Source organism: Streptomyces sp. G7(2002), from assembly GCF_028870195.1.
GTDB classification, from domain to species: domain Bacteria; phylum Actinomycetota; class Actinomycetes; order Streptomycetales; family Streptomycetaceae; genus Streptomyces; species Streptomyces nigrescens.
Genome location: NZ_CP102609.1, coordinates 7,579,570 through 7,605,707 on the forward strand (window position 1 = coordinate 7,579,570; position 26,138 = coordinate 7,605,707).

Below are 26,138 nucleotides of genomic sequence, written 5' to 3' on the forward strand. Positions count from 1 at the left end.
ACCCGCAGGGACGAGACGACTCTTGCGAGCACACAGCCGTCGCATGGGGGTACCACCCGCGCCCACCGGGCAGTGGGGGAGTACCGGCGAAGAGGTGGGTCGATGAGCATGTACCGGGACCGGGTGCACCGAGGATCCGCCGGCGCCACCGTGCTGCGCACGGTCGGCACCCGCGAGCGGCGCTCGCATCTGACCGCCCCCCGGGTGCCCACCGTCGGTATCGACATCGGCGGCACCAAGGTCATGGCGGGCGTGGTCGACGCCGACGGCGCCATCCTGGAGAAGGTCCGCACCGAGACGCCGGACAAGTCCAAGAGCCCCCGGGTCGTCGAGGACACCATCACCGAGCTGGTGCTCGACCTCTCCGATCGGCACGACGTCCACGCGGTCGGCATCGGCGCGGCCGGCTGGGTCGACGCGGACCGCAGCAAGGTGCTCTTCGCCCCGCATCTGAACTGGCGCAACGAACCCCTGCGCGACCGGCTCGCCGGCCGCCTCGCGGTGCCGGTCATGGTCGACAACGACGCCAACACCGCCGCCTGGGCGGAGTGGCGCTTCGGCGCCGGCCGCGGCCAGGACCACCTCGTCATGATCACGCTCGGTACGGGCATCGGCGGCGCGATCCTGGAGGACGGCGCGGTCAAGCGCGGCAAGTACGGCGTGGCCGGTGAATTCGGCCATATGCAGGTCGTCCCCAGCGGCCACCGCTGCCCCTGCGGCAACCGCGGCTGCTGGGAGCAGTACAGCTCCGGCAATGCGCTGGTGCGCGAGGCCCGCGAGCTGGCCGCCGCCGACTCCCCGGTCGCGTACAACATCATCGAGCGGGTCGGCGGCCGCGTCGGTGACATCACCGGACCGCTGATCACCGAGCTGGCCCGGGAGGGCGACGCGATGTGCGTCGAGCTCCTCCAGGAGATCGGCCAGTGGCTCGGCGTCGGCATCGCCAACCTCGCCGCCGCCCTCGACCCGTCCTGCTTCGTCATCGGCGGGGGCGTCAGCGCCGCCGACGACCTGCTGATCGGCCCGGCCAGGGACGCCTTCCGGCGCCATCTCACCGGCCGCGGCTACCGTCCCGAAGCCACCATCACCAAGGCCCAGCTGGGCCCCGAGGCCGGCATGGTCGGCGCCGCCGACCTGGCTCGTCTGGTGGCCCGCCGCTTCCGGCGCGCCAACCGGCGCCGCGTCGAGCGCTACGAGCGCTATGAACGGGCCGGCCGCCGATGACCGACACCGATCTGCACACCGTGCACGACGACCACCACCCGTCCACGCCGCCCCGCGCCAAGCGCCGCCGCCCGGTGCTGATGGCGCTGATCATCTTTCTGCTGATCGCGATCCCGGCCGGCTATATCGTCATCTCCGCCGAGCAGAGCCGGGACAGCGGTGAGGGCAAGGAGCTGGAGGCCGCCGCCACCGGCCTGACCAACGCCTTCCCCTCCAAGGTCCAGCAGCGGATCTACAACGTCCCGGTCCCGGTCGGCTCCACCCCGGTCTACTACTACGAGACCAACTCCTGGCAGACCAGCTCGCTGTTCGTGCAGTTCCGGACCAATGAGTGGGGCCTGGAGCACTACCTCGCGGCGGTCGGCACCAGCACCGCCGCCCTCAAGAAGGACCAGAAGACGATCCCGCCCGGACAGGCGGCCAAGGTCGGCTGGGACCTCAACACCGACGGGCCCTGGGCCGGCACGACGACCACGGACCGGGCACCGCACCCGAACCAGCGGATCATGGTCAGCTACGACGAGCCGGGGCACCCGGTGGTCTACACGGTCTCGACCGTGAAGTTCTGAACGGTCACCGGGACCGGCCGCGGACGCCATTCGTCGTTGGTTGCCTACCGGTTCAAGCCCCGCCGGAGTGGGATCTCCGGCGGGGCTTGTGTGCGTGGTGAGCCACGACGACGTGCGAGGAATGCCCGTCAGGCAGCGGGAGTGGGTGGGCGCTAAAGGCCGCTGAGGAAGTCGAGGAGAGCCTTGTTGACCTCGGCCGGACGTTCTTGCTGCGTCCAGTGGCCGCTGTCGGGTATGTCGACCACCCCACGCAGGTTGGGGACGATCACGTCCGGGTTGTCCAGGAAATCCGGGGGATAGATGCCGCGGACGGAGTCGCGTTCACCGCTGAGGTACAGCGACGGCGGGGTGATCGGGGCGTCCTGCCAGGCGGTGGTCAGTTCCCAGTTGCGGTCGAGGTTGCGGTACCAGTTGAGGCCGCCGGTGAATCCGCTGGTGGAGAACTGTCCGGCGAACGTGGCGAGGTCGGCTTCGGTGAGCCACCCGGGCAGGACGTCCGGTTCGGCGAACGGGCCGAGGAAGCCGCCGGCGCCTTCGCCCGCGGCCTTCCGGGCGCCCGCGAGGACCTTGCGCAAGGTTGCCGGGATGTCCTTGCTCAACTCGGCCTCGGCGACGTGCGGCTGCTGGAAGTAGACCTGGTAGAAGTCCTCGCCGAAGCGCTCACGGGCGGCGGCCATGGGCGGGACGGGGCCACGCGGCAGGGGCGGGACGCTGATGCCGACCACGCCGCGTACGACGTCCGGACGTATCAGGGCGGTGTTCCAGGCGACCATGGCGCCCCAGTCGTGACCGACGACCACGGCCTGCCGCTCGCCGAGGGCATGGATGAGGCCGACGACGTCGCCGACGAGGTGCAGGATGGTGTAGTGGTCGATGCCTTCGGGGCAGTCGGTGCCGCCGTAGCCGCGCTGGTCGGGCGCGACCACGCGGTAGCCGGCTTCGGCGAGTGGCTGGATCTGGTGACGCCAGGAGTACGACGTTTCCGGGAAGCCGTGGAGGAGCAGAACAAGCGGGCCTTCGCCCTGTTCGGTGATCTGCAGGCTGATGCCGTTGATGGAGACGCGATGGTGCTTGGGCAAGGCAGTTTCCTCTTTTCCTTTACCGGGTTGGTTACTTGGTCGGTGGTGATGGAGGCGAGCACGAGCTCCCGCCTGTGGTGAGGGCTTCAACGGCTCGTGCCGGCGGGTGACTTGGCATCCGGATGTTCCGCGTGGGTGCCGGGGCATCCTGAGGCCGTCACGGCCGGAGGGTCAGGCCGCGGCGACGTCGATGGACTTGTCCTTGAACGAGCCGGCCAGCAGGCTCTTCATCACGCGCCTGCCGACCGAGTTGCCCATCAGCGACCTGGTGAGGGTGCGGGTGAGCTTGTCCCGGCGGGTCTGGGGGACGAATATCACCAGTTCCTTGCGGCCGTGCTCCTGCATGGTGGCGATGAAGGGCCGCATCCTCTGCTCCCACTCGCGCAGTGCCCGGGAGGGGTTGCCCGGGTTGCGCTGCAGCATGGTGCCGAGCAGGTCCGCGCCGGCGATGGCGGTGGAGGCGCCCATGCCGGAATAGAGCGTCAGACACCAGGCCGCGTCGCCGAGGAGAACGACTCGGCCGGTGTGCCACGTCGGCATCACCACCTGGTGGACGGAGTCGAAGAGACGGTGGTCGGCCTGCTCGAACTGCCGGAGGAGGTTGTCCAGCACGGGTCCGGTCGGCTCGGGGCCGAAGGCGCGGTGCAGTGACTCGATGGGCGGGCGCTGGAACTCCGCGTCCTCGTCGTCGGTGCGGTAGGTGAGCAGCAGCCCCGGCCGGTGGTCGGAGAAGGGGAAGACCCAGGCGGCACGCCCTGGTTCCGTCAGGACGACGCCGTCGGTGAGCCCGTAGCCGGGCACGGGTTCCTTGAGGATCGTGGCGCCGATGATGTGGTGGAACGGACGGAAGTAGTCGGAGTCGGGGCCGAAGGCCAGGCGACGCACCGTGGAGCGCAGGCCGTCGGCCCCCACCACGAGGTCGAACGCCTCCGTGGTTTCGGTGGTGTTGTCTCCCGAGGTGGTGCGCAGCGTGACGTCCACGCCGTCGCGGTGCTCCTCGACGGCCACCGGTGTCGTGCCGTAGCGGATCTCGGTGAAGGGCTCGGCGGCATCGTAGAGGGCGCTCTCGATGTCACCCCTGAGCAGCATGCGGGGGGAGCCGGGAAGGTCGCCGTATCCCAGGCCCGGCCGGCGGCGGCCGGCCCGGTCGATGTCGTAGGACCTGCCCTTCTCGACGACGGCCCGGTTGCCGATGGCGTCGAGCACGCCCATCCGCTGCGCGGCGAGCTGGCCGGAGTCGAACAGCCCGACGAAGTATCCGGCGGGACGGCGCTGGGGAGCGCGCTCGACGAGCAGGGTCTCCCAGCCGATGTCGTGGAGGCGCAGGGCCGTGGCCAGGCCTCCGATACCCATGCCCACGATGAGGGCACGCGGCTTGTTCATGGCGGTCGTTTCTCCAGTCCTCTTCGGGGATCGAGGTCTTCTTGGAGCGGCGAGATCACGGCGGCGCGGCAGCGCTCACGGACCTCTCGGAACGCAGCACAGTAAACGGAGAAGGCATCTCCGTTTACGTGATCCACCGTAACACCAAAATGGAGAAGTCATCTCCGCTTTCTGGGGTACGGTGGACTCATGAGTAACCGAACCGCCTCCACCACGCCCTCCGAGAACGCCCCGGCGCGTGCCCTGAGGGCGGACGCGGAACGGAACAGGCAACGCATCATCGCCGCCGCTCAGGAGGTCTTCGCCGAACGAGGGCTGGACGTCACCCTCGACGACGTCGCCCACCACGCGGGCGTCGGCGTCGGCACCGTCTACCGCCGCTTCGGGGGCCGTGAGGAACTCGTCGAGGCCGTCTTCGAGGACGAGGCGCTGCGGGTGGTCGCACTCGCGGAGCAGGCCCTCGCCCACGAAGATCCCTGGGACGGCCTCGTGGAGTACTTCCTGGCCGCCGCCCAGCGGTTCGCCGAGAACCGCGGCCTGAGGGAAGTCCTGCTGGGACACGTGGACGGCAGGCCCCGGGTGGCCGCCGCGCGGGAGCGCCTCATGCCCGCGGTCGGCGCCCTCATCGCGCGCGCCCAGCAGGACGGCCGGCTCCGCGATGACATCGAACGGACCGACTTCCCCCTCATCCAGATCATGCTCGGAGCCGTCACCCAGCACAGCCGGACCATCACGCCGGACCTCTGGAAGCGCTACCTCACCCTCATCCTGGACGGCATACGCCGCGACAGGGGCGGCCCGTCCCCCTTGCCCCACCGCGCACTCGACCTCGACGAATTCGCCCAGACCATGAAGTGACGCCCTCCACCCACGCCGGTCGACCGGCGTCCGGCCAGGGGAGAACGCCCGCGTCGGCGCACCCGGCTCACGCACCGCCGCTCGAGACCGCGTGATGCATCGGCTGCGCCCTGTCGCTCACCGCTGAGGCCGGGGTTACCTTCGGGCCGCGGTGTCGGAGGGGAGTTCGGCGAAGCGGTCGCGATACGCGCTCGCGAAGCGGCCGAGGTGGGAGACGCCCCACCGGTAGGCGATCGTGCCGATGGGGTCGGTGGAGGCGAGGATGTCCTCACGGATCCGGTCGAGCCGCAGGTTGCGGACGTAGGACAGGGGCGAGAGGCCGAGCCGGTTGCGGAACGCCGAGCTGATGGTGCGAGGGCTGCAGTGGGCAGCCTGCGCGATGTCACTGAGGCTGATGTGTTCGGTGAGGTTCGCCTCGATGAACGCGAGGGCTGCGCGCACGGCACGCGGGTGGCCGGGTGGAGGACCGTCGCGCAGTTCGGCCGTGTGCGAGTGCGGCTGGGCCAGGAGCAGGGCGGTGACGATGGACCGCAGCTGGCCGCGCTGCACGTCCGAGCGCTGGAAGAGGGGGTCTCCCGAATCCAGCTGTTCGAGGAGGGAACGGACCAGTAGCCGCACCGCCCGGCCCTTGGACGCGGCCAGGTCCAGGGCGAAGTCAAAGCGTATGGGGGACAGCGGCGGGTGCCCGGTCAACGCACTGAACTCCTGGTCGACCAGGGCGGCGTCGATGCGCAGTCCCAGGAACCGCGTCCCGCGGGCACGCACGGGCCGCAGTTCCTGGGAGTCGCCGGGGTTCACGACTCCCGCCGTCGACGTGTCCAAGGTCGCCCGCAGGCTGCCCCGCGCTGCCGAGATCGCGCCGGAGACGCCTATGTTGACGAAGTAGGACCTGCGGCCCTCGGCCGAGGCGACGCGCACATCGAGCGGTGAGGCGAAGTAGCCCACTGCGAAGTCGTGGGCGGCTACGCCGCGCAGTTCGTGATCGCCGCCGCACAGGCCGTCCAGCGGCGATGTGGCGACAGAGCCGCCGAAGAGCAGGGTGGCGGCGTTCAGGAGGTCGACGGGGTTCCGGGATTTGCTGATGAGGTAGGTGCGCAGCGGCTCCGGCACGGCGTTCACCTCCCTTGGTGCGCCCGCCGCGGTGCCGTGGAGCGTATGTGGCGGGCGGCCCGATTCCGGCGTCAGTGTCTCAGCCATGGCGGTCTGCCCTCTACCATCTGCTCTCTGCTCTCTGCTCTCTGCCCTTTGCCCTTTGCCCTCTGCCCGGTCGGCGGTCCGGAGGTTCGGCGGTTCGGCGGTCCGGCGGTTCGGCGTCCGGCAGGACGAACGGGACGGTGCGGGGCGCACCGGACCGAGGGGTGCATCTTCTTCCGCGGGTTCCCCTGTGAGTTGTTCTGCGGGCGCGCTCACATCGGCGGTGCGACGAACAGCCCCGGGTCCACGTCGTTGTGGGACTTGACGGCGATGAACTCGTCCATCTCGTTGGCCGTGCCCCACTGATCCGCGTTGGCGGGGTCGTGCAGGTCGTAGATATGGGGGTGCCAGGTGTCCTCGTCCAGGATTTCCAGCTCGGTGGTGTACTCGACGGTGTTGCCGGCCCGGTCGAGGAAGTAGCTGAAGGAGTTGTCACCGGCACGGTGGCGCCCCGGCCCCCACAGCCGCTCGATGCCCATGCGCCGCATCCGGCCGGTGCCGCGCATGAACTCGTCGATTCCGCGCATCTCGAAGGAGGCGTGGTGGAAGGCCGCGTGCGGCCCGCGCACGATGCCGAAGCTGTGGTGGAAGGTGTTGCACCGCAGAAACCAGATGATCCCGCCGCGGCCGCCGAGGCACATGGTGTCCGAGAGGCGGAACCCCAAGTGCCTGATGTACCAGGCAACCGTGGCCTCGGGGGTGGGAGAGTTCATCAGGACGTGGGAGAGGCGCACGGGGATCGGCTCGCGGGCCTCGATCCGGCGGTGCCGGCGCGCGGCGACGTCGGCGGAGACCTCCACCACGCGGCCCTCGTTGTCGAAGAAACGGACCGCGTAGCCGCCCCCGGGTGTGTCCAGCGCCTTCGGTTCGTGGACCAGCCGCACGCCCTGCGCGATCAGCTGTGCGGCCAGGATGTCGACATCGCCGGCGCCGGCAGCGCCGAAGGCGATCAGGTCGGTGCGCTTGTGGGCATCCTCGCGCAGTCGCACCACGTACTGCTCCGGGGAGCCCTCGGCTGCCAGGAACGAGACACCGGTGTCACCGGCGGCCTCCGTCAGCCCCCACAGCTCGGTGTAGAACTGACGCTGCTCGGCGAAGTTCGGCATGGCGACATCGATGTGCCGCAGGTGGGTGATCAGACTGCCGCTGTTGCTCATGGTGAACTCCCTTGGGTCGCGCTGGTCAGCTCGGTCGTTCGGTCAGCTCGGGCGTCCCGTGGTCCAGTTGAGGACGGTGGGCGGCACGGGCCCTTGCCCATGCGGCCGCCAGGGAACATCCGGGTGTCTTGGGGCGAAGCGGGATCCCATTTGCCGTCCGGCGTCCCGGCCCGCGCGCATCGGCGACTGCCCCAGGCGTGCCACAAGGAACCGCAGCACATCGTCCGACGCGCGAAGGGCAGTCCGCCGGAACTCCCGCGTCTCGTGGGTCACTTCGCGCCGGACGGTCACGCGGGCTCGGCCATGAGCCGGTGACCGGCATCCGTCAGCGGATACGCCTCACGATGGCGCTGCGCATGCTCCAGGCCGGCGATCGCCACCGAGGTCTCCACGAGCGTTCGGCACCGCTGTCCGCGCCGACTCACGAACGCATCGAGCCCCGCCCCGACCGACCTGTGCCGCCCGAGCTCTTCGGTCAGCACGAGCCCGTCCTCGATGGCCAGAGCCGCGCCGCTGGCCATCTGCGGTGCGGGCGCGTGCGCGGCGTCACCGATGACGACGCCGTTGCCCCGGTTCCAGGCGCCCTCAAGGAACGCAGTCAGCACCGGGCGGCGCACCACCGACTCCGACACGGACACCAGAGGGCGGATCTCCTCCACCCGGCCCGGGAAGGCCTCCAGTAACTGCTGCAGGCGCGGGACGAGTTCAGCCTCGGGCAGGACGCTCTGCTCCACTCCGTTCTCCGTCAAGAACACGTACGCCTGGCCGGCCGAGATGGGCACGAGGCCCGCCGTGTCGGCCTTCCCGGCAAACTGGTGGATCCCGGTGGCCCACTGCGGGCGGGGCACCAGAGCCCGCCAGACCATCTGCCCGTGATAGCCGAGCGAGGTCTCAAGGCCCAGCAGGCTCCGCGCCGATGAGCGGATCCCGTCCGCGCCCACCAACAGCGCGACCTGCCGGACCGTCCCGTCCGACAACTGCACGCGGACCAGCTCCCCCTCCTGGTCCACCGCCGTGACGGTCAGTCCCTGTTGTACGACCACGCCGCGCTGCTCGGCTTCCGTGTGCAGGATGCGGTGCAGCACGGGGCGCGCTATGCCGGCCATCGCCGGTCGCCGCGCACCGATCAGGCGCGGTAGCCGGGCCCGGCCCGCGGGTTCGCCGTCCACGTCCACGTGCGTGATCACGCTCATGCCGTAGCCCGCGGTCAGACAGTCGTCCGCGAGACCCAGCTCGGCCAGCGCGCGCAGCGCGGGACCGGTCAGGCACAACCCCCAGCCGGAAGTCGCCCTTGACGGATTGACCTCAGCGATCTCCACCTGCCATCCCGCGCCTGCCAGGGCAGTGGCCGCTGTCAGACCAGCGACGCCCGCGCCCACGATCATGGCCGTACGCGCACCGCGATAGCTGTTCATGTACGCCTCCAGAGCACCTGATTTCTTCGAAACCGTAAGCTCCGTCGGCGCTCCGCCTTATCCGAATCAGGCGGCGATCATCCGCTGTCCGCAATCGACCACCTGATCGGCGACTGCATCCGGTGCGGAGGCGTCGAGATCCAGCCCGTCCCGGTTCAGTCGCAGGCCTCCGACCCGCGGGCGGCCGATGTGCTGGGACGCGCCTTCACACGCCTCTGCGTCGTGGCGGGCCCAGGGCCGATGCTGCTGTACGTCGCTGACGCCACTCATCACTCCCGCCGGACGGTGCGAGCGATGGGGCCGGCATTGATGTCGGCCCCATCGAGTACGACGAGCTCGGCCAGGTTGGTGTTCGCGTCGGAAAGCGTCTTCGAGGGCCCGCAAGGAAGCCGGCGCCGGCCTGGCGTGAACGGTCGCCTCGCCGGGCTTTGTACGTCACGGTCCGAGCGAGGCGGGGCGAAGCACAGCGAGGGCTGTACCCGAGGGAGCTCGTACAGCCCTCCTCATGTGTGCGCTCGTATCAGCCGGGGGTGCCGCCCGACCTCAGCGGTCCTCGCAGGCGAGCGTCAGGCACAGCATCAGCACCTCGTAGGGGGTGCTGTCGCTCTGTGCGGTGGGTGTCTCCTCGGAGTCCGCGACGAACCGCCACTGCGATGGCTGGGCGTGCTTGGTCTCTCCCTTCTTCTCCACCTCGACGTGGAGTGTGCGGGCCTGCGGATCGTTCGTCTCGACGAGCACTTCGTCGCCACCGACCGAGAAGTGGTCGTGTAACAGGACCAGACCGAACCGGTCCAGGTTGCCGTGCTTCTCCAGCACGGCCTTGATGTCCCTGGCGAACTCCGCGTCCTGTGAGCCGAGCGGTTCTGCGTCTTCGAAGCGAGGAAGGTTGTGCGATGCGCGGCTGGTCTGCGTAGGCATGAGCATCTCCCTTCGACCGCGCCCTGCGGTCTCAAGACACCATAGGCAGATGGTGAGTTGCGGCAGAAGTGCCCGACGGTGGCAGGGGCCCAACGCGAGCCGGACGGCGCTGCTGGGACTCAACGGCGAAGCTCTGGGGGCTGCGGCGGCTCGTCAGGACCACGCGGCGCACGCCCTGCCGTGATCCGGTGGGCCCCTCGACGGGCAGGGCCGCGACGGCCCGGCCTGGCGGATCGTACCGCGCGAGACGCTGTGGCGCGGTGCGAGGTCGACCTCCGTGGGGAGCGGACTGCCGACCGCGTAGTCCTCGCGATCGATCGCCCGCCGCAGCTCCTCGGCGATCTCCTCGTGTCGTGCCGCCACATCCCCCCGCTCGCACAGAGTGGCGCTCCATTCACGTAGCGCGACCAGCGTGGGTGAGGCACCGTGACACGTCCTTGCGTGCCACAAATGTGCAGGAATGGTGGCCAAGAGTTTCGAAGATGTTACGGACCAGACATCGACGGCGTGCCTACTATGGCCAACTTGTTCAGACGAGTTATTCGCACAAGTTCTCACCCCCCACGCGAATCCCGTGTGTCCCCTGTGCCCCCTTGTGTACCCCTCTGGAGAGACCGTGACCGAGATCCTGCCGAGAGCCGCCGTCCTTACCGGCGGTCTCGTCGCCGCCACACTCGCCCTCAGCGCCTGTAGCGCGGGCTCCGACGCGTCGACCAACGCCGACGGAGAGAGCGCGGCCACCGCGATCACGGCCGAGGACTTCGGGGGCATGGACGCGCTCGTCAAGGCAGCCAAAGAGGAAGGCACGCTGAACGCCATCGCGCTCCCCCGCGACTGGGCCAATTACGGCGCGCTGATCGACGGCTTCGAGAAGAAGTACGGCATCAAGGTCAAGGTGGAGAACCCGGACGGTGCCAGCCAGGACGAGATCAACGCCGTCACCTCCCGCAAGGGCCAGGACGGGGCGCCCGACGTCCTCGACCTCGGCAGCTCCTTCGCGTACAGCGCCGCCCAGAAGAATCTGCTGGCGCAGTACATGGTCGCCGATTTCATTGACATCCCCGACGGCCAGAAGGACACGATGAGCCGCTGGTACAACGGCTACGGCGGCTATATCTCCATCGGCTGCGATGCGAATCGCGTGAAGACCTGTCCCACCACCTTCAAGGAACTGCTCAAGCCGGAATACAAGGGGAAGGTCGCGCTCAACGGCAACCCCACCCAGTCGGGTTCGGCCTTCGGCAGTGTGTACGCGGCCGCCCTCGCCAACGGCGGTTCCTTCGACTACATCCAGCCCGGCCTCGACTTCTTCGCCAAGCTCAAAAAGAACGGCAACTACACGCCCGTCCAGTCCACCTCGGCCACCATCACGAAGGGCAAGACGCCGATCGTCCTCGACTGGGACTACCTCAACGCCAGGTACTCCGACGAGTTCAAGAGCAAGGGACTCGACTGGCAGGTCACCGTCCCAGAGGACGGTAAGTTCTCGCAGTACTACTCGCAGGCCATCAACGAGGACGCCCCGCACCCGGCGGCCGCCCGACTGTGGCAGGAGTACCTCTACAGCGCCGAGGGCCAGAACCTCTGGCTCAAGGGCTACGCCCGCCCGGCTCTGATGGCCGCCATGGAGGAGGACGGCACGCTCGACAAGACCGCGGCCGCCAAGCTGCCGAAGGTCTCCGGCACGCCGAGATTCCCGACCGAGTCGCAGCTGGGCCACGCCAAGGATGACATCGCTCAGGGCTGGGGCAAGCTCGTCTCCCGATAACCGCGACTCTCACCTCGCCGGTGGCCGACGCGGTGCCCGCCGTTCCTTCGGAGCGGTGGCGCCGCGCGGCCGGCAGTGTCAGTAGCCAGCACACCCCGCCCGGCGACTCCCCGGCGCACGTGTGCCGGCCTGCGTCCCAGCCCCGCGCCGAGGATGCCGCACGGTGCTGCGGACCGCATCCGCGCTCGGGATGCCCACCCTGCACGTCTCCGTACCGGACGTGTTCGCCGACTGGGTCTGGTGGCTGTCCACGACGCCCGGCCGGCTGGGCTGTCAGCCGCTCGGCCGTACCACGGAGGAATGGGCTCACCCCCAGGTGAGGGGGTCGAGGTGCAGATAGAACCGCTCGCGGTCACGGTCGAGGGTGATGCCGTACCGGTCGGCGAACGTCTCCTCCGCCGAGTCCGCCTGCTGATCGTCCGTCCACTTCTCCAGTCGGGCCGAGGCGAGCAGGAGCGCGATGTCGGCGTAGGGGTCGGCCCGTCCGAGGCGCCCCAGGTCGATGAAGCCCGCCACCGTCAGTGCCTCCGGGTCGAGGATGATGTTGGGCAGGCACAGGTCGCCATGGCAGACGACAGTCTCTGCGGTCTCCTGCGCCAGGCGGTGTTCGAGCTGTGCGGCGAGGCGCGCGAGCAACTCGTCCGGAGGGGTTTGCTGCTGCTCCACGGGGAGGAACTCTGACTTCACCGCACCACGCGCGACGACGTCACGTGCTGCGGCGTACATCTGGGTGAGGTCGCGGGAGAAGGGGCACTGCCGCGCGGGCAGGGCGTGCAGCTGCCGCACGGCTTCCGCGATCGGCTCCCACGCCGTCATGAGCGCCGGAGCCGACACACGGTCGGCGGGGACTCCTGCGACAGCGCTGGTCAGCAGAGCCGCGCCGGCCGTGTCGACGCGCCAGTCGAGTACCCGTGGACCGGGTACCCCTTGCCTGCTGAGCCAGTCGACGCGGTCCCGCTCTGCCTCCAACGAGGTCACACCCTCGGCAGGGACGCACTTGGCGTATCGCGAACCGTCCTCCGTGCGGAAGACACTGGCTTCGGACTCGCCATCAGTGACGGGCTCCCACCGGCCGCTGTCGCGGTTGGCATGCAGCAACGTTCGGAATGCGGAGAATGAATCGATCACGCCGCCAAAACTAACCTGAACGCCCCAATATGGCAGGGTAATTAACCTTGAACGGCAGTCGGTTACCACCACGCACCCAGGGGCGCGACATCGCGCACACCGCACAGGCCACCACCGCCGACACAGATGTCCTCGGGGGCAATGCCTCACACTCAGCCGCTGAGTTCCCGGGCGTTGGCGATGACCTTCTCGACCGCCAGGGCTATGTTGTCGATGGCATTGAGCGGTGCCAGAAGAACCTCGTGCCCGAAGCTCAACACGCTCTCGTGAATGCGCTTGGAGACGGGGAGGCCGAACCGGGAGGGCTTCACCCGCGCCATGTACTCGGTGCCGGTGGTGAACCTGGTATCCACCGCCGCAACAGGCACTGTCAACCGCACACGAGGGATGAGGCCGGCGCGGGCGGGGGCTCCAGAGGGGAGTAGCGCCGCCCGCGCCGGGCGGTGGATCCGCTCGGCACGGGGGGAACCGTCGGATCCGTATGGACCGATGACCAGTCGGCTACTTCTACTGCGTCACCGGTTAATTCCTCGTTACACCCGCACGGCCAGGTGCCTGGAAGAGCGCAAATGTCCTTACGTATCGGACGTATTGCACGGCCGAGTAACGTGACAGCACCCTGCGACGCAGAACGGCATACGGGCGCGCATGGTCGTCCCCGTATGCGATGACGGTCAGGGTGACTCCTGTGGGGGGTGGCCACCCTGGCCGTGCTCGCGCCCCGCCGCCGAGGCGCTGCGTGCGTCAGATTGCGATTCCCATGAGCCACAGCTTCGAACCCGTGCCTGTAGATGATCGGTACTCCCGTAGCGGGGGCGGCACCCCCGCACAGCGGACAGCCCTGATCGTCCACACGATTGCCGACATAGCCGCCGCGTTCTTGGGGCTGTGGATCCTGCTCTACCTGCTGGAAGCGAACCAGGCCAACGTCTTCGTCCAGTTCGTGAAGAGCGTGGCGGACTCGCTCGCCTGGTGGGCGCGGGACATCTTCACCATGGACACCGAAGGGCTGCGCGTCGCCCTCAACTACGGTCTGCCTGCCGCGATCTATCTGCTGGTCGGACACCTGATCGCCGGGCGGGTGCGCCGCCTCTGACCAGTGACGCGGCAGAACGGGTCCCCCCCGGGGGTGGACGGTTCCCCCGGGGCCCGGTGTGATCGACCAGCCGTTGTGCGGGTGTGGCTGTCTGCTTACAGTTGGCGCCTCATTCTTCGCCCGCCGTGCAAACGGCGGGCTTCTTCTGCACACTGGGGAGATTCATGCGCAAGCGCGCAATCTTCGCTGTACTCGGCGCTGCCGTCGCGTTGGGCGGCTCCACCGCCGTCGCGTACGGGGACGAGACCGTCGGTGACGTCCAGATCACCACTGCCGCCGTCAGTGGCGGCAAGGACATCGCGATGGGCCTCGCCGACAAGACGGTCACGGTGTCGGTGACCGCCACCGACCCCTCGGGCATCTGGGACGCCGACTTCCATCTCTGGCGCGGCACCGACCCGGACAACCCGGACGGCTACCTCAAGCCGAACGAGGACACCACCCCGGCGGACTGCGTCGCCTCCTCAGCGACCACCTCCACCTGCTCGAAGACCTTCACCTTCGAACCGGACTCGTGGCTGACCAACGCCGACGCCGGAACCTGGAAGGTCGGCATCGAGGTGTGGGCGAACGACGACAGCCGGGCGGTGCGGGACGCCTACACCACCGTCCGGCTCCAGCGCTTTTCCAAGCTGACCGTCAACGCGAGCCCGGAGCCGATAGCCGCCGGCAAGCCCCTTACGGTCACCGGAAGGCTGACCCGGGCCAACTGGGACACCGACACCTACGCGGGCTACACCGCCCAGCCCGTCAAGCTCCAGTTCCGCAAAGCGGGCACCAGCACCTACAACACCCTCCAGACGGTGAACACCTCCAGCACCGGTGACCTCAAGGCCACCGCCACCGCGTCCGTGGACGGCTACTGGCGCTGGAACTTCGCCGGCACCTCGACCACTCCGGCCGTCAAGGCGACTGGCGACTACGTCGACGTGCAGTAGCGCCCAGCAGTCGTGGCGCCGGGTGCCGTGGAGGCCCCGGCGCCTTGCCTCTCGCAGCACTTCCACGGAGCGGTGAAGCCGCCGAGTCGGCGCGCCCCGGACATTTTCTGGAGTGGAAGTAGCCCGCTTTGAGAACTGTTGCTGAACCGCCTTCGTTTCTTCACAGGTTCGGATTGACGCAACAGGGTGAACGGCGGCGAATTCGTGCGGCTATTCCCTGTCCGGCCAGCAGGTGGATCACGGCTGGCAGAGCGTAATTGAGGAGGGCGCCCACGCCCTCTGTGTGCATGGTGAAAATGTCCTGTGACCACCAAGTCGGCGCATCCGCCACGCCTTTCACAAACTCCACGAAGATGCTCACCTGCAGCGAGCGCATTCGTCCGATACGGGCGCGCATGAGAATTCGCTCGCCTGCGGGTGTGACATTTGATGGGACGACGGCGCAGACCTGAGTGTGCCGATTGATCGTCGGCACACGACGGATCCGAGGTCCCCCCGGCTGCAGGATCCGTGCCCGACGCGGGCGGGGATGTGGCCCCCCCCGCTCAGCCCCGCTCGCGTCCGGCATCTACTTCTTGGTATCGGTACGCCATCCGCTTCGCCGAAGCCGGAACTCGGCGGTTGGAGCCTCCCGCTCGGCCGGGACCGGTACGTGGAGAGGTGGCGTCGAGGCGGCGCTCAGGGAGGGCCAGGTGGCGGACCAGATGTCCACGGCAGGCTGGATGCCCACGGTGGATCCCATGCCCGCTGGAGACTGCCGGCTCCCGCCCGGCAGCGAGGGCGAGCGTGAACTCCAGGAGCGCATGGGCACCACCGCACGCGCTGACAAGTTCTACGACGAGCAGGTCCTGGACCGGCTCAACACCAGGATGCGGGACTTCGTGGCGCGCCAGGAGATGTGCTTCCTGGCCACCTCCGACCGGCACGGTGAGTGCGACAGCACTTTCCGGGCCGGTCCGCCCGGCTTCCTCCAGGTCCTCGACGACAGGACGCTGGTCTACCCCGAGTACCGGGGCAACGGCGTGCTCGCCAGCCTCGGCAACATCGAGGAAAACCCCCATGTCGGTCTCCTGATGATCGACTTTCTGAAGGACCGGATCGGCCTGCACGTCAATGGGCGGGCCCGAATCGTCTCCGACGAGGAGATGCGCCGCGCCCAGCCCGAGCTGCCGGTCGACCCCGTGCCCGGGCGCCGAGCCCAGCTGTGGGTCGAGATCACGGTTGAGGAGGCGTACATCCACTGCGCCAAGCACATTCCGCACCTGCAGAAGGCGTCGGCCGAGCAGCGCCAGAGGCAGGCGTGGGGCACGGACGGCTTCAAGCGCAAGGGCGGGGACTTCTTCGGTGCGGCGGCCGACGCCCCGGACCGCCCTCCGTACCAGCCGCGGCGGCGCATGCGTGACGTTCCGTCGTGGACGCAGGCGGGGCCGCTGACGAGGTCCGCTGTATGGCAGCGCTCGGTTCAGCGGCTGCTGGCGGCGGTGGCGCGGCGGGCCCCCAACGCGGAGGAGGGGAGCGAGGGGGCCTTTCGAGGCTGGTTCTGCTAGCCAAAGCCTGTTGCTGGACGCTGGTGAAGCGAGTGTGTGACGGTCCGCCCCGCGCTCGCTGGAATCCAGGTGGCGTACGAGCACGATGGTGGCGGATCGGCGCCACGCTCCGGCGGCTCCTCTTGGCGTCGGGTCTATCTGGTGCGGGCAGTTCCGACACCGGATGGGCGACGTGGCCGTCCGCATCCGGCGAGGGGCTTATGCCGGGGCCGGTGCCTCTTTGGCGGGCTGAGGGCGCAGGAACCAGTACAGGACGGGTGCCAGATAGAGCGCCCAGGCGGTGGCCTGGAGCACGCTCGGGTTGGGCTGGAAGTTGAAGATGCCCTTGAGCAGGGTGCCGTACCAGCTGTCGGGAGGGATGGTCGCGCTGATGTCGAAGAGCCGGTCGTCCAGGCCGGGGAGGAGGTCGGCCTCCTGTAGGTCGTGGATGCCGTAGGCGAGGACGCCTGCTGCCACGACGACCAGCAGGGCGCCGGTCCAGGTGAAGAACTTCGCCAGGTTGATGCGCAGTGCGCCGCGGTAGAAGAGCCAGCCCAGCGCGACGGCCGAGAGCAGTCCGAGGGCGGCTCCGAGCACCGGCTGTGCGCCGTCGCCCGTCGACTGGACGGCAGACCATATGAACAGCGCCGTCTCCAGGCCCTCACGGCCGACCGCGAGGAATGCGGTGGCGACCAGCGCGCCGGTGCCGATGGCCAGGGCTTCGTTCAGCTTGCCCTGCAGCTCGGCCTTGAGGTGCCGGGCGGTGCGGCGCATCCAGAAGACCATCCAGGTGACCAGCCCGACGGCCACGATGGACAGGGCGCCGCCGAGCGCCTCCTGTGCCTCGAAGGTCAGCTGGGAGGAGCCGAATTGCAGTACCGCGCCCACGGCCAGGCTCAGACCGACGGCGATGCCCACGCCGAGCCAGATCGGCGGCAGTTTGCTGCGGTTGTCGGTCTTGACGAGGTAGGCGACGAGGATGCAGACCACGAGGCTGGCTTCCAGGCCCTCGCGCAGGCCGATCAGATAGTTGGCGAGCACGCCGGTCTCCTAGCGAAGATCATGAAGATCGTGAGGTGTCGGTTCAGGGGTGGCTGTTGAGGAACCCGATGACGCTGGCGCCCCACCATCCGCCCTGGGAGATCGTGGCGGCGATCCCCGTCTGCATCAGCAGGCGTCGAGGTACGCGTCCGGGGTGCTCCTGCACATGCCTCAGGCGCTGGCCGAGCCAGTGCGCGTAGAGGCCGTTGAGCATGACGGCGAGGACGAGTCCGAGCTTGACCAAGGTCAGTGGGGATGACAGGTCCGGGCGGAGGAACAGCCCGCTGAGGACGAGTCCGCCCAGCCCCAGCCAGATCGGTGTGTGCAGCGCACAGGCGGTCTGGAGGACATCGCTCAGACGGCGACGTCCGAGCAGCCAGAGCAGGGCGAACCAGTCGACGGCGAGCACGGCACCCAGCCCGACGATGAGCGCCGCGAGGTGGAGGAAGCGGGCTGCGGCCTGCAACGGCGGGTCGGGGTGGACATGGGAGGCCGTCCAGCAGGCTGCTGCCAGGACCGCGCACGCCACGACGCCCAGGGCGACCAGCGCCCACGGCGGTGTCGGAGCGCCGTCGGGGCCCTCGTCTTCGACGGCGAGGGCCGGCCGCCCCGGTTCCCCGGCCGGCCGGGGTCCGAGTGCAGCCTGGCCTCTGGCGGAGGTGGATTGCACCGTCAGCTCTCCGGCTTGAGTTCCACGTTGCGGAACGTGGCAGTGGCCCCCTCGCCGAGCGCGGGCTTCTCGCCGCTGGCGCCGTGTCGCAGGAACGTCGGGGTGTCGAGCTTCGCGCGGAGGGTGTACTTACCGGCCTTGGGTATGGAGAAGTTGTTGGCGTAGTGGAAGAACTCCGAGTAGTAGAAGTTCAGTTCCTTGGCCTGGACGACCTTGCCGTCCTTGTTGACCACTTCGAGCGTGATGGGCACGTCGGGCACGATGCGGCCGGTCTTGGCCTCCATCGGGATGATCTCGATGTGGTGGGTCTCGTCCTTGGCCGGGGCCCGGTGGACCTGCTTGCCGTGTGTGCCGTGCTCCGCGTGGAACCACGGCTCGGCCGCCTCGACGATGTAGCCGACGTTGTAGTCGCCCACGCGCATCTTGCCGCCCCTGGCCGCGATCTCCGCCGCCAGCACGGTGTGCTGGTGCGCGACGCCGGCCGGGGCTGTCTCCTTCGACTCGCTCCGGGCGGCGGGCTTCTTGTCCGAATCGGCGCCACCGCAGGCGGTCAGGGCAAGAGCGAGTGGCACCGCGAGGCACACGGCGGGTACGAATCTGGGCATGGCTGAATCCCTTCGGGCTGGAGGTGAGGTTAGGCGAACCTAAGTATATGAAGCGTTCCAGTCAACCCCTCTCGCAATTCGGGCATTAGCGAGTGAAGCGGGCGATATTCGTGGGAACGGACCGCCGCTTTCGTGGGAGTTGTGCAGAGTCGAGCCGTTGGTGACGCTCAGGAAGTGCCGATGGTTGGGCGGGATTTGGACAACTCGGCCGCTCTGTTGCTTACACTGCGTCCGCCTCCCCCCCGCCTCCGCCCTCCCAGGGAGAACCCTCATGACGCTTCGCATGTCCCAGCCCATGGCCGCGGCCCTGCTCGCCGCCGGAGCACTCGCCGCCCTGACCGGCTGCGCCGAGAAGAGCCAGAGCGGCGACTCGAAGTCGGGGGCCATCGCCGTCGAGGCCACCGACGACGCCTGCAAACTCTCCAGGACTTCTGCCAAGGCCGGGCCCATCGCCTTCAAGGTCTCCAACCAAGGCAGCAAGATCACCGAGTTCTACCTCTACGGACCCGACCGAAAGGTCGTCAGCGAGGTCGAGGGCATCGGCCCCGGCACCTCCCGCACGATGAGCGTGAAGGTGTCCGAGCCCGGGGCGTACGCCACGGCATGCAAGCCAGGCATGGTGGGTGACGGGATTCGAGGCAAGTTCACCGTCACGGCCAAGCAGCACGGATGAACTGACTCCGTACGTGGTGCGATCGGGGCATCGAGGCGTCGCGGCGTCTGCGGTGAGGCAGCCGCGGCCGGGTGTGACACTTTCGTCCGGCGCGCCGCAGTGGGGAGTGCCGATCGCTATCGGCCGCGTGGTGCCTTGATGTCTGCGGTCCCCCCGCCTCAAGTTGCCGCGCGCGGCGCGGGCGGCCCCCAGCCGGCCGGCCGCGCCATTGACCTGTCGATTGTGAGGTGGCGGTCCGAGGGCATCGATGTGAAATGGCGGTGAAGGGAGTTTCGGAATCGTCCGACGGGAAATGCGCGGAAGCGTGAGTTATCCCAATGAAGGCATACCGCAAAATCGCCCCTACGACTCCGGTCGAAACTCTCCCTACCACGGCGGACCGAACTCGCCGGATCCCGGTGAGACGGCTCCGCTGCCGTTTGTCGAGGCGCCCGCCCCGCATCGCAGCAATTCACCCTCGCCCTACGACCCCGCCCCAGCCGGTCCGTACAACGCCGTTCCGAACACAAACTCCGATGCCGGAAGGAGTGGGAGAGGGAACCGGCGAGGCCACGGAGCGGATCGACTCGCCTTGATCATTCACAGCCTCGCGGATGTCGCCGCGGCATTCCTCGGGCTGTGGATCCTGCTCTATCTGCTCGAAGCGAATCAGGCTAATGTCTTCGTCGGCTTCGTGCACGGTGTGGCCGACTGGCTCGCCGGCTGGTCGCAGGACATCTTCATCATGGAGACGGAAGGGCTGCGCGTATTCTTCAACTACGCTCTTCCCGCGCTGATTTACCTCGCGGTCGGCCACGGCGCAGCCGCATGGCTGCGACGCCTCTGACTGTGCTTCCGCCGAGCTCAGGGGGCGCAGGCTTCCCGTGCCCCCTGAGCGCCGAGACGAGTGTCCACCCGACTGGCGCACCCATCCCCGCACGTGGTGAATTCGCGGAATTGTTGTACGTGAGGCAGCCGCTGTCAGCGCCGCGTACTTTTTGATCTCACTCGGGCCCTGTTGTCCCTAAAAGTCAGTGGGGTCCGCGAGTTCGCAGAAACTGAATGTTGTTCGGCCTGAACCCAAGGGTGGGTTGGGAGGGAGTCACCAGCATGTCAGTTGCACCACCCCCTCCCCGGGAGGAGGGGCCCAAGCAGCCGATGGGAGCCCTGCTGGCTCTCCCCCTCCCAGCGGTAATGCAGCACCAACGCCAGAAGGCGCGTTAACGCAGCTCGCCTCGTCGAGGGTGTGGGCGTGCCGAACGGAGGGGGCCTTCCGGGCAACTACGCCACAGGCATGGACCGGATCGCGGAGATATCGAACTGCAGCCGGACTTTCTCGCTCACCATGGCGCCGCCCGCTTCCAGGCGTTGGTTGTAGACCAAGCCCCAATCGGTGCGGTCGATGGTGGTGGTGGCGTCAAAGCCGGCCCGCTCGTAGCCGAACGGGTCCAAGACCGAGCCGAGGTAGTCGAGTTGCAGCTCGACCGGACGGGTGATGTCGCGGATCGTCAGATCCCCTGTCATGCGGAAGCTCTCTGCGCCCTCGTGGATCGTGGAGGTGCTGCGGAACACCATCTCCGGGTAGCGGTGCGCGTCGAAGAAGTCGGTGCCGATGAGGTGTGCGTCCCGCTGTTCTACGCCCGTGTCGACGCTGGCGACCCGAATGACGAGTTCGGCCCGGGATTGGGAGGGCCGGGCTCCGTCGAAATACAGCGTGCTGTCGTAATCGGCGAAAGCACCCCGCACCGTCGTGACCATCGCGTGCCGCACGGAGAAGCCGATGCGACTGTGCGGGCGGTCGATGGTCCATTGCCCGGTCAGCGCACGAAGTGCGGGGTCGAGCGCGACTCCGGTGGCATCGGCCGCCGGGAAGGGCGTACGGGGGCCAACAGCCTGCGTCTGCTCGATCGTCGCGCTCTGGCGACGGCTGAAGATACCCATGCGGTTGTAGCCTCCCTCGAATTGGATTAGTCCGTGCTATCACGGCATTGACAGGCGCCACGCAGCGAGATGGGCGGCCTCGTCCGGAATCCATGCCCCCGACTGCAAAGATGCACAGGATCGACACGAAAATGGATGCACTGACGGGCAGTCCGTGATGGGCGGGAATGGCCGGACTCAACGCGCGAGGCGGTAAAGGCCGTTGAGACCGGGGGAGCCCCTCGCCGTACGTCCGAGGTCGCTCGGTCAGAGCCGCACCACGTCACCACACCGCTCGGTACACCCTGGTCAGTGCTTGCCCTTACCTCCGTGCTTGCCCGCTGCCTTGGGGCTCTTGTTGGGGTCGGCCGGTGCCGCCGTCTTCTTGTCGGCAGTCTGCGCAGCGGACGAAGAGGGCGAGGGGGTGGGTGAAGATGAGGGAGCAGTCCCACTCGATGCCGGGGACGGTGAGAGGGAAGGGTTCACGAGCGCGGACGGCTCAGCCTGCGGCACCTGCGCCGTACCGGTGTCGGGCGAGAACCACGTCAAGCCGGCGAGCAGCGCCACGGAGAACAAGGCGGCACCGCCCAGCAGCGCCACCAGGCGGGAACGGCGGGTCAAGGGCAGGCGAGGGCGGTGCGGCGCGGCCCGGTGCACCGTCGTCTTCCACTCCGTTTCCGCTGCCCGGACAGAGACGCCCCCGACAGACCCGACAGAGGGGGCAGGTACGGCGGTGCCTGGTATTGGGGTACCGGGGACGGCGGTGCCCGGGCCGGTGATGTGCGGCCCGCGCACGGCGGAGGGTGCGGGCCTGCGGCCCTGGTTGGGTAGTTCCTGCGGCAGGGGCTCCGGCGCCCCGCGCCAGGCTCCGCGCCCGAACCAGTCCGCCGCCTGATCGGCCGTGGGCCGGTCCTCGGGCTGCTTGGCCAGGAGCCCGAGCAGGTAGCTCTCGAACGCAGGCGGGAGGCTGGCGCCGAGCTGCCGGGGTGGCACGGGGGAGGCGTCGAGGTGCTGGTGGAGGATCGCGAGGGCGGTGTCCGCCTGGAACGGCGGCCGCCCGGTGAGGAGTTGATAGAGCACGCACCCCAGTGCGTACACGTCCGAGGCAGGGCCGGCGGGCCGGCCCAGGGCGCGCTCGGGCGCGAGGTAGAGACTGGTGCCGACGATCTGTCCGGTGGCGGTGAGGGCGGCACCGGGGTCGTCGACGAACCGTGCGATGCCGAAGTCGCCGATCTTCAGCGCACCGTGGGTGTCCAGCAGGAGGTTGGCAGGCTTGATGTCCCGGTGGACAATGTTCTGCCGGTGAGCCGCGGCGAGCCCGGCCGCGGCCTGCGCAGCGAGAAGGGCCACGCGCTCGGCAAGCAGCGGGCCGGAACCGGCGAGCCGGGCAAGGCTGTCGCCCTCGACCAGTTCCATCACCAGGAACAGTCGGTCCTCGTGCTCGCCGAAGTCGAGGACACCGACCACGTGCGGGTGGTTGAGGCATCCGGCCGTTTGCGCCTCCAGGCGGAAGCGGGAGGCGGCGCTGGGGTCGGAGCCCTGGGGAAGCAGCAGTTTCACCGCCACCGGTCTGCCGAGCGATTCATCGAAGGCCCGCCAGACCTCCCCCACCGCTCCCCGACCGACCACGTCCTGCAGCCGATACCGGCCCGCTATCAGCACCTGTGTTTCATCCTCATGCCATGAGACGTCTCGACCACCGCAGGCCGTAACTCACCACGTGGGTGAGGGTGGGAGGTGCCGCAGCAGCCCCAGCATACCGGCTCCGCAGGTCCCCCTTCCCGGCCCTGGCACTCCTGCCGGAGACCGTGTGCCGGCACCCGCTCCTTGCATCCCAATGGTGTTCTGGTCGGCTATCCGCCTCATCGGCTTCGCTTGCTCTCGCCGAGCGCGACGTCGTCAAGGGAGCGCGGCAACCCCGGTCCGCGGCGCCCTGCGGCTGGATCAGGACAACGAAGGGCGTGGGGTCGTTGTGGAGGGTGGTGGCGACGCTCGGCATCTGTCGCGGACCGCTGCTCCTCGTTCCGTCAGAACGCCGACCGGACGTGGCCGTGGATGCCTTCTGGGTATGGGTGGACGGCTCATCATCGGTCGTTGGCGGCCAGTGGTGCGCGGCGTGCTCGACCGGCGCACGCGCTTCGGGCGTCCGCCTTCTGCTGTGACGGAAGGGGTGGGTGTTGGCCGCGGGCCCGTTGGCGCAAACTGCCTGGTCGGCCGCCATGTCGGCCAGCGGCCGTGTACTGTCCGTAATCGGTCGATCACGTTCCGGTAGGTCCGATGCCGGGTATGGGGTGTCGCTTCCAGTAGGGCGCTGCGCTGGTCTGCTCTTCCCTTTTGCTGCGGTTCGGAGGCTGGGTCTCTGTGTCAGTACGTGTGGGTGACATCCGGGAAATTCTTCAGCTGGCGGCGCCGGGGGGAGCGGTCGAGATCCCGGCCTCTGTGCTCGATGGCTGCGCGCCCGATGTGGGTCTGGTGTTCCGCGGCGGGGAGCTGCGGGTCGAGGGCGCGGTGTGTGCTCCGAAGGAGTTGTGGGTCACCGGTCAGGCCGCCACTACCGCTGGTGCGGCCCTGGTGCCGGTGCGGGTCGCTTTCACCGGCGACGGTGAACTGGTGATTGGGACGCTGGCAACCGCCGATCTCGGTGAGGGCCGCGGGCTGTTGCTGATCGATGGTGCTGCGGCCGGCGCCGAACTTCCCCCCGGGGCCTGGGCGGTGGCGGATGGACGGGCCTTGCGGCTGACCGGACGGGGCCCCGCAGCAGCCCGGACCGATGCCGGGCGGCTGGACGGCCTGGGCCGGTCCCTTCCCCCGGTCCGCCTGCGGACGGCCGCCGAACGTGAAAGGGACCGCGGGCCACGGGCCTTGGTGACCGAGCATGGCATCCTCGTCCCCGGCCGCCGGCGTACCGGCGCGCGGGCGTGCGGGTTCTTGAGTCGCCGATGGTGCGCGGCTGGTCGCCGATCGGCACACCCGGTGGCGGCGACGTCGGCAACGGCATCAGCGTCAACTACGAGAGCCCGCCGCTGCGGATCGCGGGGGCGCTGACCGCCCTGCCGGCCTCCCCGCCCTACAAGGCGGTGATCGGCGGGACGCTGCTGATGGACACCGGCACGTTCAACGGTTCCTTGATGGGTGCGTATGTCGTTCCCGACGGAAACGGGGCCCGGCCGTCGTTGTTCGCCTACGGCTCGCTGGGCAGCGAGACCGGTATCGGTCTGCCCTGCTTCCAGGTACGGGGTATCGCCGCCGGGTTCGGGTGGAACAGCCGGGTGCGGGTCCCGTCGGCGGAGGCCCTGGGCGAATTTCCGTTCCTGGTCGCCCTCGACAACCCGGGCGAGATCGGCGCGGACGAGGACGAGGTCGATCCGCTGTCCGTGCTGAATAAGCTGATCGGCGGCTCCAACCCGTGGGTGCGGCCGCAGGAGGGAGACCTGTGGCTGGCCGCCGGCCTGGCCTTCGACTGCTTCGCCTCCTTGCGTGGCCGCATGATGGCTCTGGTGCAGACCGGATCGGATCTGACGATCAGTCTGCTCGGGGCGGGTGGCGCCGAGCTGCCCACGAAGGGTGACAAGAAGATCGCCCGGGTGGAGATCGGTATCGAGGCGACGCTGCGGCCCATGGCCGGGGAGCTGAGTTTCAGCGCCGGATTCACCGAGAAGACCTTCCTCATCGACCCGAACTGCAAGCTGCGCGGTGGCGTGGGGATGAAGTTCTGGTTCGGCAAGCACCCCAAGGCCGGGGATTTCGCGCTGATCCTTGGTGCCATCCCGCGGGGCCGTGAGCTGCCTGCCCGCTACCCGAAGCAGCAGCCCGCCGGTCTGACCTGGGGCATCGGCGACACGGTCAACATCACCGGCAGCGCCTACGCCGCACTGACGCCGAAGTCGCTGATGGCGGGCGGCGGGCTCGATGTCACCTTCCACGCCGGGCCGCTGCGGGCCTGGCTCCACGCCAGGGTGGATGCCCTCGTGGAGTGGAACCCGTTTTACTTCGATGTGGGCATCGGGGTCCGGGTCGGTGTCTCCGCCACCATCAAGGTGTGGTTCGTCAAGGTCACGATCTCCATCGAGGTCGGGGTCAGCGTGCGGGTGTGGGGGCCCGCGGTGGGCGGGGAGGCCACCGTCCACCTGTGGTTCATCTCCTTCACCATCGGATTCGGCGCCGACCGCCGCAGGGAGCCTCCCGCGCTGGACTGGGGCGGATTCCAAGGCATGCTGCCACCGCCCGCGACCATGGTCCGTACGACCGCGATTTCCGGATACGCCGGTGAGGGCACATCCGCTCCTGCCGCCCGGAGCGCTGTCAAGCCGTGGTTGGTCGACAGCGGCGGCTTCACCTTCACCGCCGACACCCAGGCGCCGGTCAGCAAGGTGTTCCTGGACCGCGACAGCACCATGCCGGTGGAGACCGACCGGACGGTGGACATCCTGCCCATGCAGGTCAAGGGCCGGGACAGCGAGCTGCGCGTGTGGCTCGACTACAACGATGGCGCCGAGAGCCTGACGGACTGGGGGCGGACGCTGATCCGCGGGAATGTCGTCAACGGCCTGTGGGGCACGAGCCGGGATGCGGGCAATGACGGGCTGATCCCCGACCGCATTCTGGGAGTCCGGCTGATCTCGCCCCCGGTGGACTACGGCGAGTCCACCGGGTTCATCGACGAGGAGGGCATCTCGTTCGACCCGATCGCGCCGGACGGCAACCAGCCGCTGTCCGCGGGCGAGGAACCCTCCGGCGCCGACCCGCAGCGCCCCGGCCGAGTGATCGAGAAGATCCAAAACGGTATCGACGCGGCCGGCACCCGCAGCAACCGTTTGGCCCTCACCAGCGCGCTGGGGAGGCTGGGTTCGGAACTCGGCGCACTCGATTCGGACTTGAGCGGGTACGCCCGGGCCGCGGGCACCGCCTTCACCGCGAATCCGATGCTGGTGCCCGCCGGCTGATCCGGCGCCGTCCCGTCATTTCTCGCCGGCCGGCCCCCCTTTTCCTCCACCGGC

General features: G+C 68.8%; 26 protein-coding genes and 1 pseudogene. 10 read left to right on the plus strand and 17 right to left on the minus strand.

The window, feature by feature from the left end:
* The first annotated feature begins 102 nt into the window (after nucleotides 1-102).
* Together NUT86_RS32315 and NUT86_RS32320 are read left to right on the plus strand one after the other, a co-directional pair.
* On the plus strand, nucleotides 103-1,224 hold the full coding sequence (locus tag NUT86_RS32315; protein WP_020397769.1) for an ROK family glucokinase: 1,122 nt from the start codon (nucleotides 103-105) through the stop codon (nucleotides 1,222-1,224).
* Nucleotides 1,221-1,793, plus strand: a complete 573-nt coding sequence (locus NUT86_RS32320) for a hypothetical protein (protein WP_018092827.1) — start codon at nucleotides 1,221-1,223, stop codon at nucleotides 1,791-1,793. The genes NUT86_RS32315 and NUT86_RS32320 overlap by 4 nt, the downstream gene beginning before the upstream one ends.
* A gap of 152 nt (nucleotides 1,794-1,945) precedes the next feature.
* Here the strand turns inward: NUT86_RS32320 and NUT86_RS32325 are convergent, their stop codons facing one another.
* Together NUT86_RS32325 and NUT86_RS32330 are read right to left on the minus strand one after the other, a co-directional pair.
* Entirely contained in the window at nucleotides 1,946-2,872 is a 927-nt protein-coding gene (locus NUT86_RS32325) for an alpha/beta fold hydrolase (protein WP_274738807.1), read from the minus strand.
* Between the two features lie 171 nt (nucleotides 2,873-3,043).
* The gene (locus NUT86_RS32330) at nucleotides 3,044-4,255 is read right to left on the minus strand and encodes an FAD-dependent monooxygenase (protein ID WP_274738809.1); all 1,212 of its coding nucleotides are present in this window, start codon (nucleotides 4,253-4,255) and stop codon (nucleotides 3,044-3,046) included.
* 189 nt (nucleotides 4,256-4,444) lie between these two features.
* On the opposite strand from NUT86_RS32330, the gene NUT86_RS32335 reads away from it, so the two are divergent.
* The gene (locus NUT86_RS32335; RefSeq protein ID WP_159485358.1) at nucleotides 4,445-5,113 is read left to right on the plus strand and encodes a TetR/AcrR family transcriptional regulator; all 669 of its coding nucleotides are present in this window, start codon (nucleotides 4,445-4,447) and stop codon (nucleotides 5,111-5,113) included.
* 135 nt (nucleotides 5,114-5,248) lie between these two features.
* On the opposite strand, the gene NUT86_RS32340 is transcribed toward NUT86_RS32335, so the two are convergent.
* The 6 genes and pseudogenes from NUT86_RS32340 to NUT86_RS32365 all read right to left on the minus strand — a co-directional run.
* Nucleotides 5,249-6,310, minus strand: coding sequence for a helix-turn-helix transcriptional regulator (locus NUT86_RS32340; protein ID WP_274738812.1), 1,062 nt, complete (start codon nucleotides 6,308-6,310; stop codon nucleotides 5,249-5,251).
* A 209-nt stretch (nucleotides 6,311-6,519) separates the two neighbouring features.
* Nucleotides 6,520-7,464, minus strand: a complete 945-nt coding sequence (locus tag NUT86_RS32345) for a VOC family protein (protein WP_266444342.1) — start codon at nucleotides 7,462-7,464, stop codon at nucleotides 6,520-6,522.
* Between the two features lie 287 nt (nucleotides 7,465-7,751).
* Nucleotides 7,752-8,879: an FAD-dependent monooxygenase gene (locus NUT86_RS32350; protein ID WP_274738816.1), complete on the minus strand. Its 1,128-nt coding sequence runs from the start codon at nucleotides 8,877-8,879 to the stop codon at nucleotides 7,752-7,754.
* A gap of 66 nt (nucleotides 8,880-8,945) precedes the next feature.
* A complete protein-coding gene (locus NUT86_RS32355; RefSeq protein ID WP_266444349.1) occupies nucleotides 8,946-9,149 on the minus strand; it encodes a hypothetical protein in 204 nt (67 codons plus the stop codon).
* Between the two features lie 273 nt (nucleotides 9,150-9,422).
* Nucleotides 9,423-9,797 carry a hypothetical protein gene (locus NUT86_RS32360; RefSeq protein ID WP_018092837.1) on the minus strand — a complete coding sequence of 125 codons (375 nt, stop codon included), beginning with the start codon at nucleotides 9,795-9,797 and terminating at the stop codon, nucleotides 9,423-9,425.
* 124 nt (nucleotides 9,798-9,921) lie between these two features.
* Nucleotides 9,922-10,160: pseudogene (locus NUT86_RS32365) on the minus strand (GntR family transcriptional regulator); the annotation flags it as partial.
* Between the two features lie 253 nt (nucleotides 10,161-10,413).
* On the opposite strand from NUT86_RS32365, the gene NUT86_RS32370 reads away from it, so the two are divergent.
* Nucleotides 10,414-11,565, plus strand: coding sequence for an ABC transporter substrate-binding protein (locus NUT86_RS32370; protein ID WP_148588564.1), 1,152 nt, complete (start codon nucleotides 10,414-10,416; stop codon nucleotides 11,563-11,565).
* A 306-nt stretch (nucleotides 11,566-11,871) separates the two neighbouring features.
* On the opposite strand, the gene NUT86_RS32375 is transcribed toward NUT86_RS32370, so the two are convergent.
* Nucleotides 11,872-12,693 carry an APH(3'') family aminoglycoside O-phosphotransferase gene (locus NUT86_RS32375; protein WP_446750794.1) on the minus strand — a complete coding sequence of 274 codons (822 nt, stop codon included), beginning with the start codon at nucleotides 12,691-12,693 and terminating at the stop codon, nucleotides 11,872-11,874.
* Between the two features lie 152 nt (nucleotides 12,694-12,845).
* Nucleotides 12,846-13,046 (minus strand): hypothetical protein, encoded by a 201-nt coding sequence (locus tag NUT86_RS32380; protein ID WP_274738817.1) that lies wholly within the window; start codon nucleotides 13,044-13,046, stop codon nucleotides 12,846-12,848.
* A gap of 407 nt (nucleotides 13,047-13,453) precedes the next feature.
* Between NUT86_RS32380 and NUT86_RS32385 the strand changes: the two genes are divergently transcribed.
* Both NUT86_RS32385 and NUT86_RS32390 read left to right on the plus strand, forming a co-directional pair.
* On the plus strand, nucleotides 13,454-13,789 hold the full coding sequence (locus NUT86_RS32385) for a hypothetical protein (RefSeq protein WP_109893822.1): 336 nt from the start codon (nucleotides 13,454-13,456) through the stop codon (nucleotides 13,787-13,789).
* 164 nt (nucleotides 13,790-13,953) lie between these two features.
* Entirely contained in the window at nucleotides 13,954-14,727 is a 774-nt protein-coding gene (locus tag NUT86_RS32390) for a DUF5707 domain-containing protein (protein ID WP_018092842.1), read from the plus strand.
* 160 nt (nucleotides 14,728-14,887) lie between these two features.
* On the opposite strand, the gene NUT86_RS32395 is transcribed toward NUT86_RS32390, so the two are convergent.
* Nucleotides 14,888-15,202: a hypothetical protein gene (locus NUT86_RS32395; RefSeq protein WP_274738820.1), complete on the minus strand. Its 315-nt coding sequence runs from the start codon at nucleotides 15,200-15,202 to the stop codon at nucleotides 14,888-14,890.
* 265 nt (nucleotides 15,203-15,467) lie between these two features.
* Here NUT86_RS32395 and NUT86_RS32400 point away from each other — a divergent pair, with 265 nt between their 5' ends.
* Nucleotides 15,468-16,274, plus strand: coding sequence for a pyridoxamine 5'-phosphate oxidase family protein (locus tag NUT86_RS32400; RefSeq protein WP_266444362.1), 807 nt, complete (start codon nucleotides 15,468-15,470; stop codon nucleotides 16,272-16,274).
* Nucleotides 16,275-16,472: 198 nt separating this feature from the next.
* On the opposite strand, the gene efeU is transcribed toward NUT86_RS32400, so the two are convergent.
* Genes efeU through NUT86_RS32415 form a run of 3 tightly spaced genes read right to left on the minus strand, consistent with a single transcriptional unit; the run spans nucleotide 16,473 to nucleotide 18,569 of the window.
* Nucleotides 16,473-17,294, minus strand: a complete 822-nt coding sequence (efeU, locus tag NUT86_RS32405) for an iron uptake transporter permease EfeU (RefSeq protein ID WP_274738822.1) — start codon at nucleotides 17,292-17,294, stop codon at nucleotides 16,473-16,475.
* A 43-nt stretch (nucleotides 17,295-17,337) separates the two neighbouring features.
* Complete coding sequence (locus NUT86_RS32410) at nucleotides 17,338-17,964, minus strand: hypothetical protein (protein ID WP_159485342.1); 627 nt, start codon at nucleotides 17,962-17,964, stop codon at nucleotides 17,338-17,340.
* 2 nt (nucleotides 17,965-17,966) lie between these two features.
* Entirely contained in the window at nucleotides 17,967-18,569 is a 603-nt protein-coding gene (locus NUT86_RS32415; RefSeq protein ID WP_018092847.1) for an iron transporter, read from the minus strand.
* Between the two features lie 271 nt (nucleotides 18,570-18,840).
* Between NUT86_RS32415 and NUT86_RS32420 the strand changes: the two genes are divergently transcribed.
* Entirely contained in the window at nucleotides 18,841-19,242 is a 402-nt protein-coding gene (locus NUT86_RS32420; protein WP_229838429.1) for a cupredoxin domain-containing protein, read from the plus strand.
* Between the two features lie 412 nt (nucleotides 19,243-19,654).
* Nucleotides 19,655-20,068 carry a hypothetical protein gene (locus NUT86_RS40705; RefSeq protein ID WP_446750840.1) on the plus strand — a complete coding sequence of 138 codons (414 nt, stop codon included), beginning with the start codon at nucleotides 19,655-19,657 and terminating at the stop codon, nucleotides 20,066-20,068.
* Nucleotides 20,069-20,502: 434 nt separating this feature from the next.
* Here the strand turns inward: NUT86_RS40705 and NUT86_RS32430 are convergent, their stop codons facing one another.
* The 3 genes from NUT86_RS32430 to NUT86_RS32440 form a co-directional block, all read right to left on the minus strand.
* A complete protein-coding gene (locus NUT86_RS32430; protein ID WP_018092850.1) occupies nucleotides 20,503-21,162 on the minus strand; it encodes a YceI family protein in 660 nt (219 codons plus the stop codon).
* 288 nt (nucleotides 21,163-21,450) lie between these two features.
* On the minus strand, nucleotides 21,451-22,803 hold the full coding sequence (locus NUT86_RS32435; protein ID WP_274738826.1) for a serine/threonine-protein kinase: 1,353 nt from the start codon (nucleotides 22,801-22,803) through the stop codon (nucleotides 21,451-21,453).
* 702 nt (nucleotides 22,804-23,505) lie between these two features.
* Nucleotides 23,506-24,018 carry a hypothetical protein gene (locus tag NUT86_RS32440; protein WP_274738828.1) on the minus strand — a complete coding sequence of 171 codons (513 nt, stop codon included), beginning with the start codon at nucleotides 24,016-24,018 and terminating at the stop codon, nucleotides 23,506-23,508.
* Between the two features lie 41 nt (nucleotides 24,019-24,059).
* Between NUT86_RS32440 and NUT86_RS32445 the strand changes: the two genes are divergently transcribed.
* The gene (locus NUT86_RS32445) at nucleotides 24,060-26,084 is read left to right on the plus strand and encodes a DUF6603 domain-containing protein (RefSeq protein WP_274738830.1); all 2,025 of its coding nucleotides are present in this window, start codon (nucleotides 24,060-24,062) and stop codon (nucleotides 26,082-26,084) included.
* Nucleotides 26,085-26,138: the final 54 nt, after the last annotated feature.

Coding starts and splice junctions, on each gene's coding strand:
- NUT86_RS32315 (WP_020397769.1), top strand. CDS start 103: ATGAGCATGTACCGGGACCGGGTGCACCGAGGATCCGCCGGCGCCACC.
- NUT86_RS32320 (WP_018092827.1), top strand. CDS start 1,221: ATGACCGACACCGATCTGCACACCGTGCACGACGACCACCACCCGTCC.
- NUT86_RS32330 (WP_274738809.1), bottom strand. CDS start 4,255: ATGAACAAGCCGCGTGCCCTCATCGTGGGCATGGGTATCGGAGGCCTG.
- NUT86_RS32335 (WP_159485358.1), top strand. CDS start 4,445: ATGAGTAACCGAACCGCCTCCACCACGCCCTCCGAGAACGCCCCGGCG.
- NUT86_RS32340 (WP_274738812.1), bottom strand. CDS start 6,310: ATGGCTGAGACACTGACGCCGGAATCGGGCCGCCCGCCACATACGCTC.
- NUT86_RS32345 (WP_266444342.1), bottom strand. CDS start 7,464: ATGAGCAACAGCGGCAGTCTGATCACCCACCTGCGGCACATCGATGTC.
- NUT86_RS32350 (WP_274738816.1), bottom strand. CDS start 8,879: ATGAACAGCTATCGCGGTGCGCGTACGGCCATGATCGTGGGCGCGGGC.
- NUT86_RS32355 (WP_266444349.1), bottom strand. CDS start 9,149: ATGAGTGGCGTCAGCGACGTACAGCAGCATCGGCCCTGGGCCCGCCAC.
- NUT86_RS32360 (WP_018092837.1), bottom strand. CDS start 9,797: ATGCCTACGCAGACCAGCCGCGCATCGCACAACCTTCCTCGCTTCGAA.
- NUT86_RS32385 (WP_109893822.1), top strand. CDS start 13,454: ATGAGCCACAGCTTCGAACCCGTGCCTGTAGATGATCGGTACTCCCGT.
- NUT86_RS32390 (WP_018092842.1), top strand. CDS start 13,954: ATGCGCAAGCGCGCAATCTTCGCTGTACTCGGCGCTGCCGTCGCGTTG.
- NUT86_RS32400 (WP_266444362.1), top strand. CDS start 15,468: ATGCCCGCTGGAGACTGCCGGCTCCCGCCCGGCAGCGAGGGCGAGCGT.
- NUT86_RS32415 (WP_018092847.1), bottom strand. CDS start 18,569: ATGCCCAGATTCGTACCCGCCGTGTGCCTCGCGGTGCCACTCGCTCTT.
- NUT86_RS32420 (WP_229838429.1), top strand. CDS start 18,841: ATGACGCTTCGCATGTCCCAGCCCATGGCCGCGGCCCTGCTCGCCGCC.
- NUT86_RS32430 (WP_018092850.1), bottom strand. CDS start 21,162: ATGGGTATCTTCAGCCGTCGCCAGAGCGCGACGATCGAGCAGACGCAG.
- NUT86_RS32440 (WP_274738828.1), bottom strand. CDS start 24,018: ATGCTCGGTCACCAAGGCCCGTGGCCCGCGGTCCCTTTCACGTTCGGC.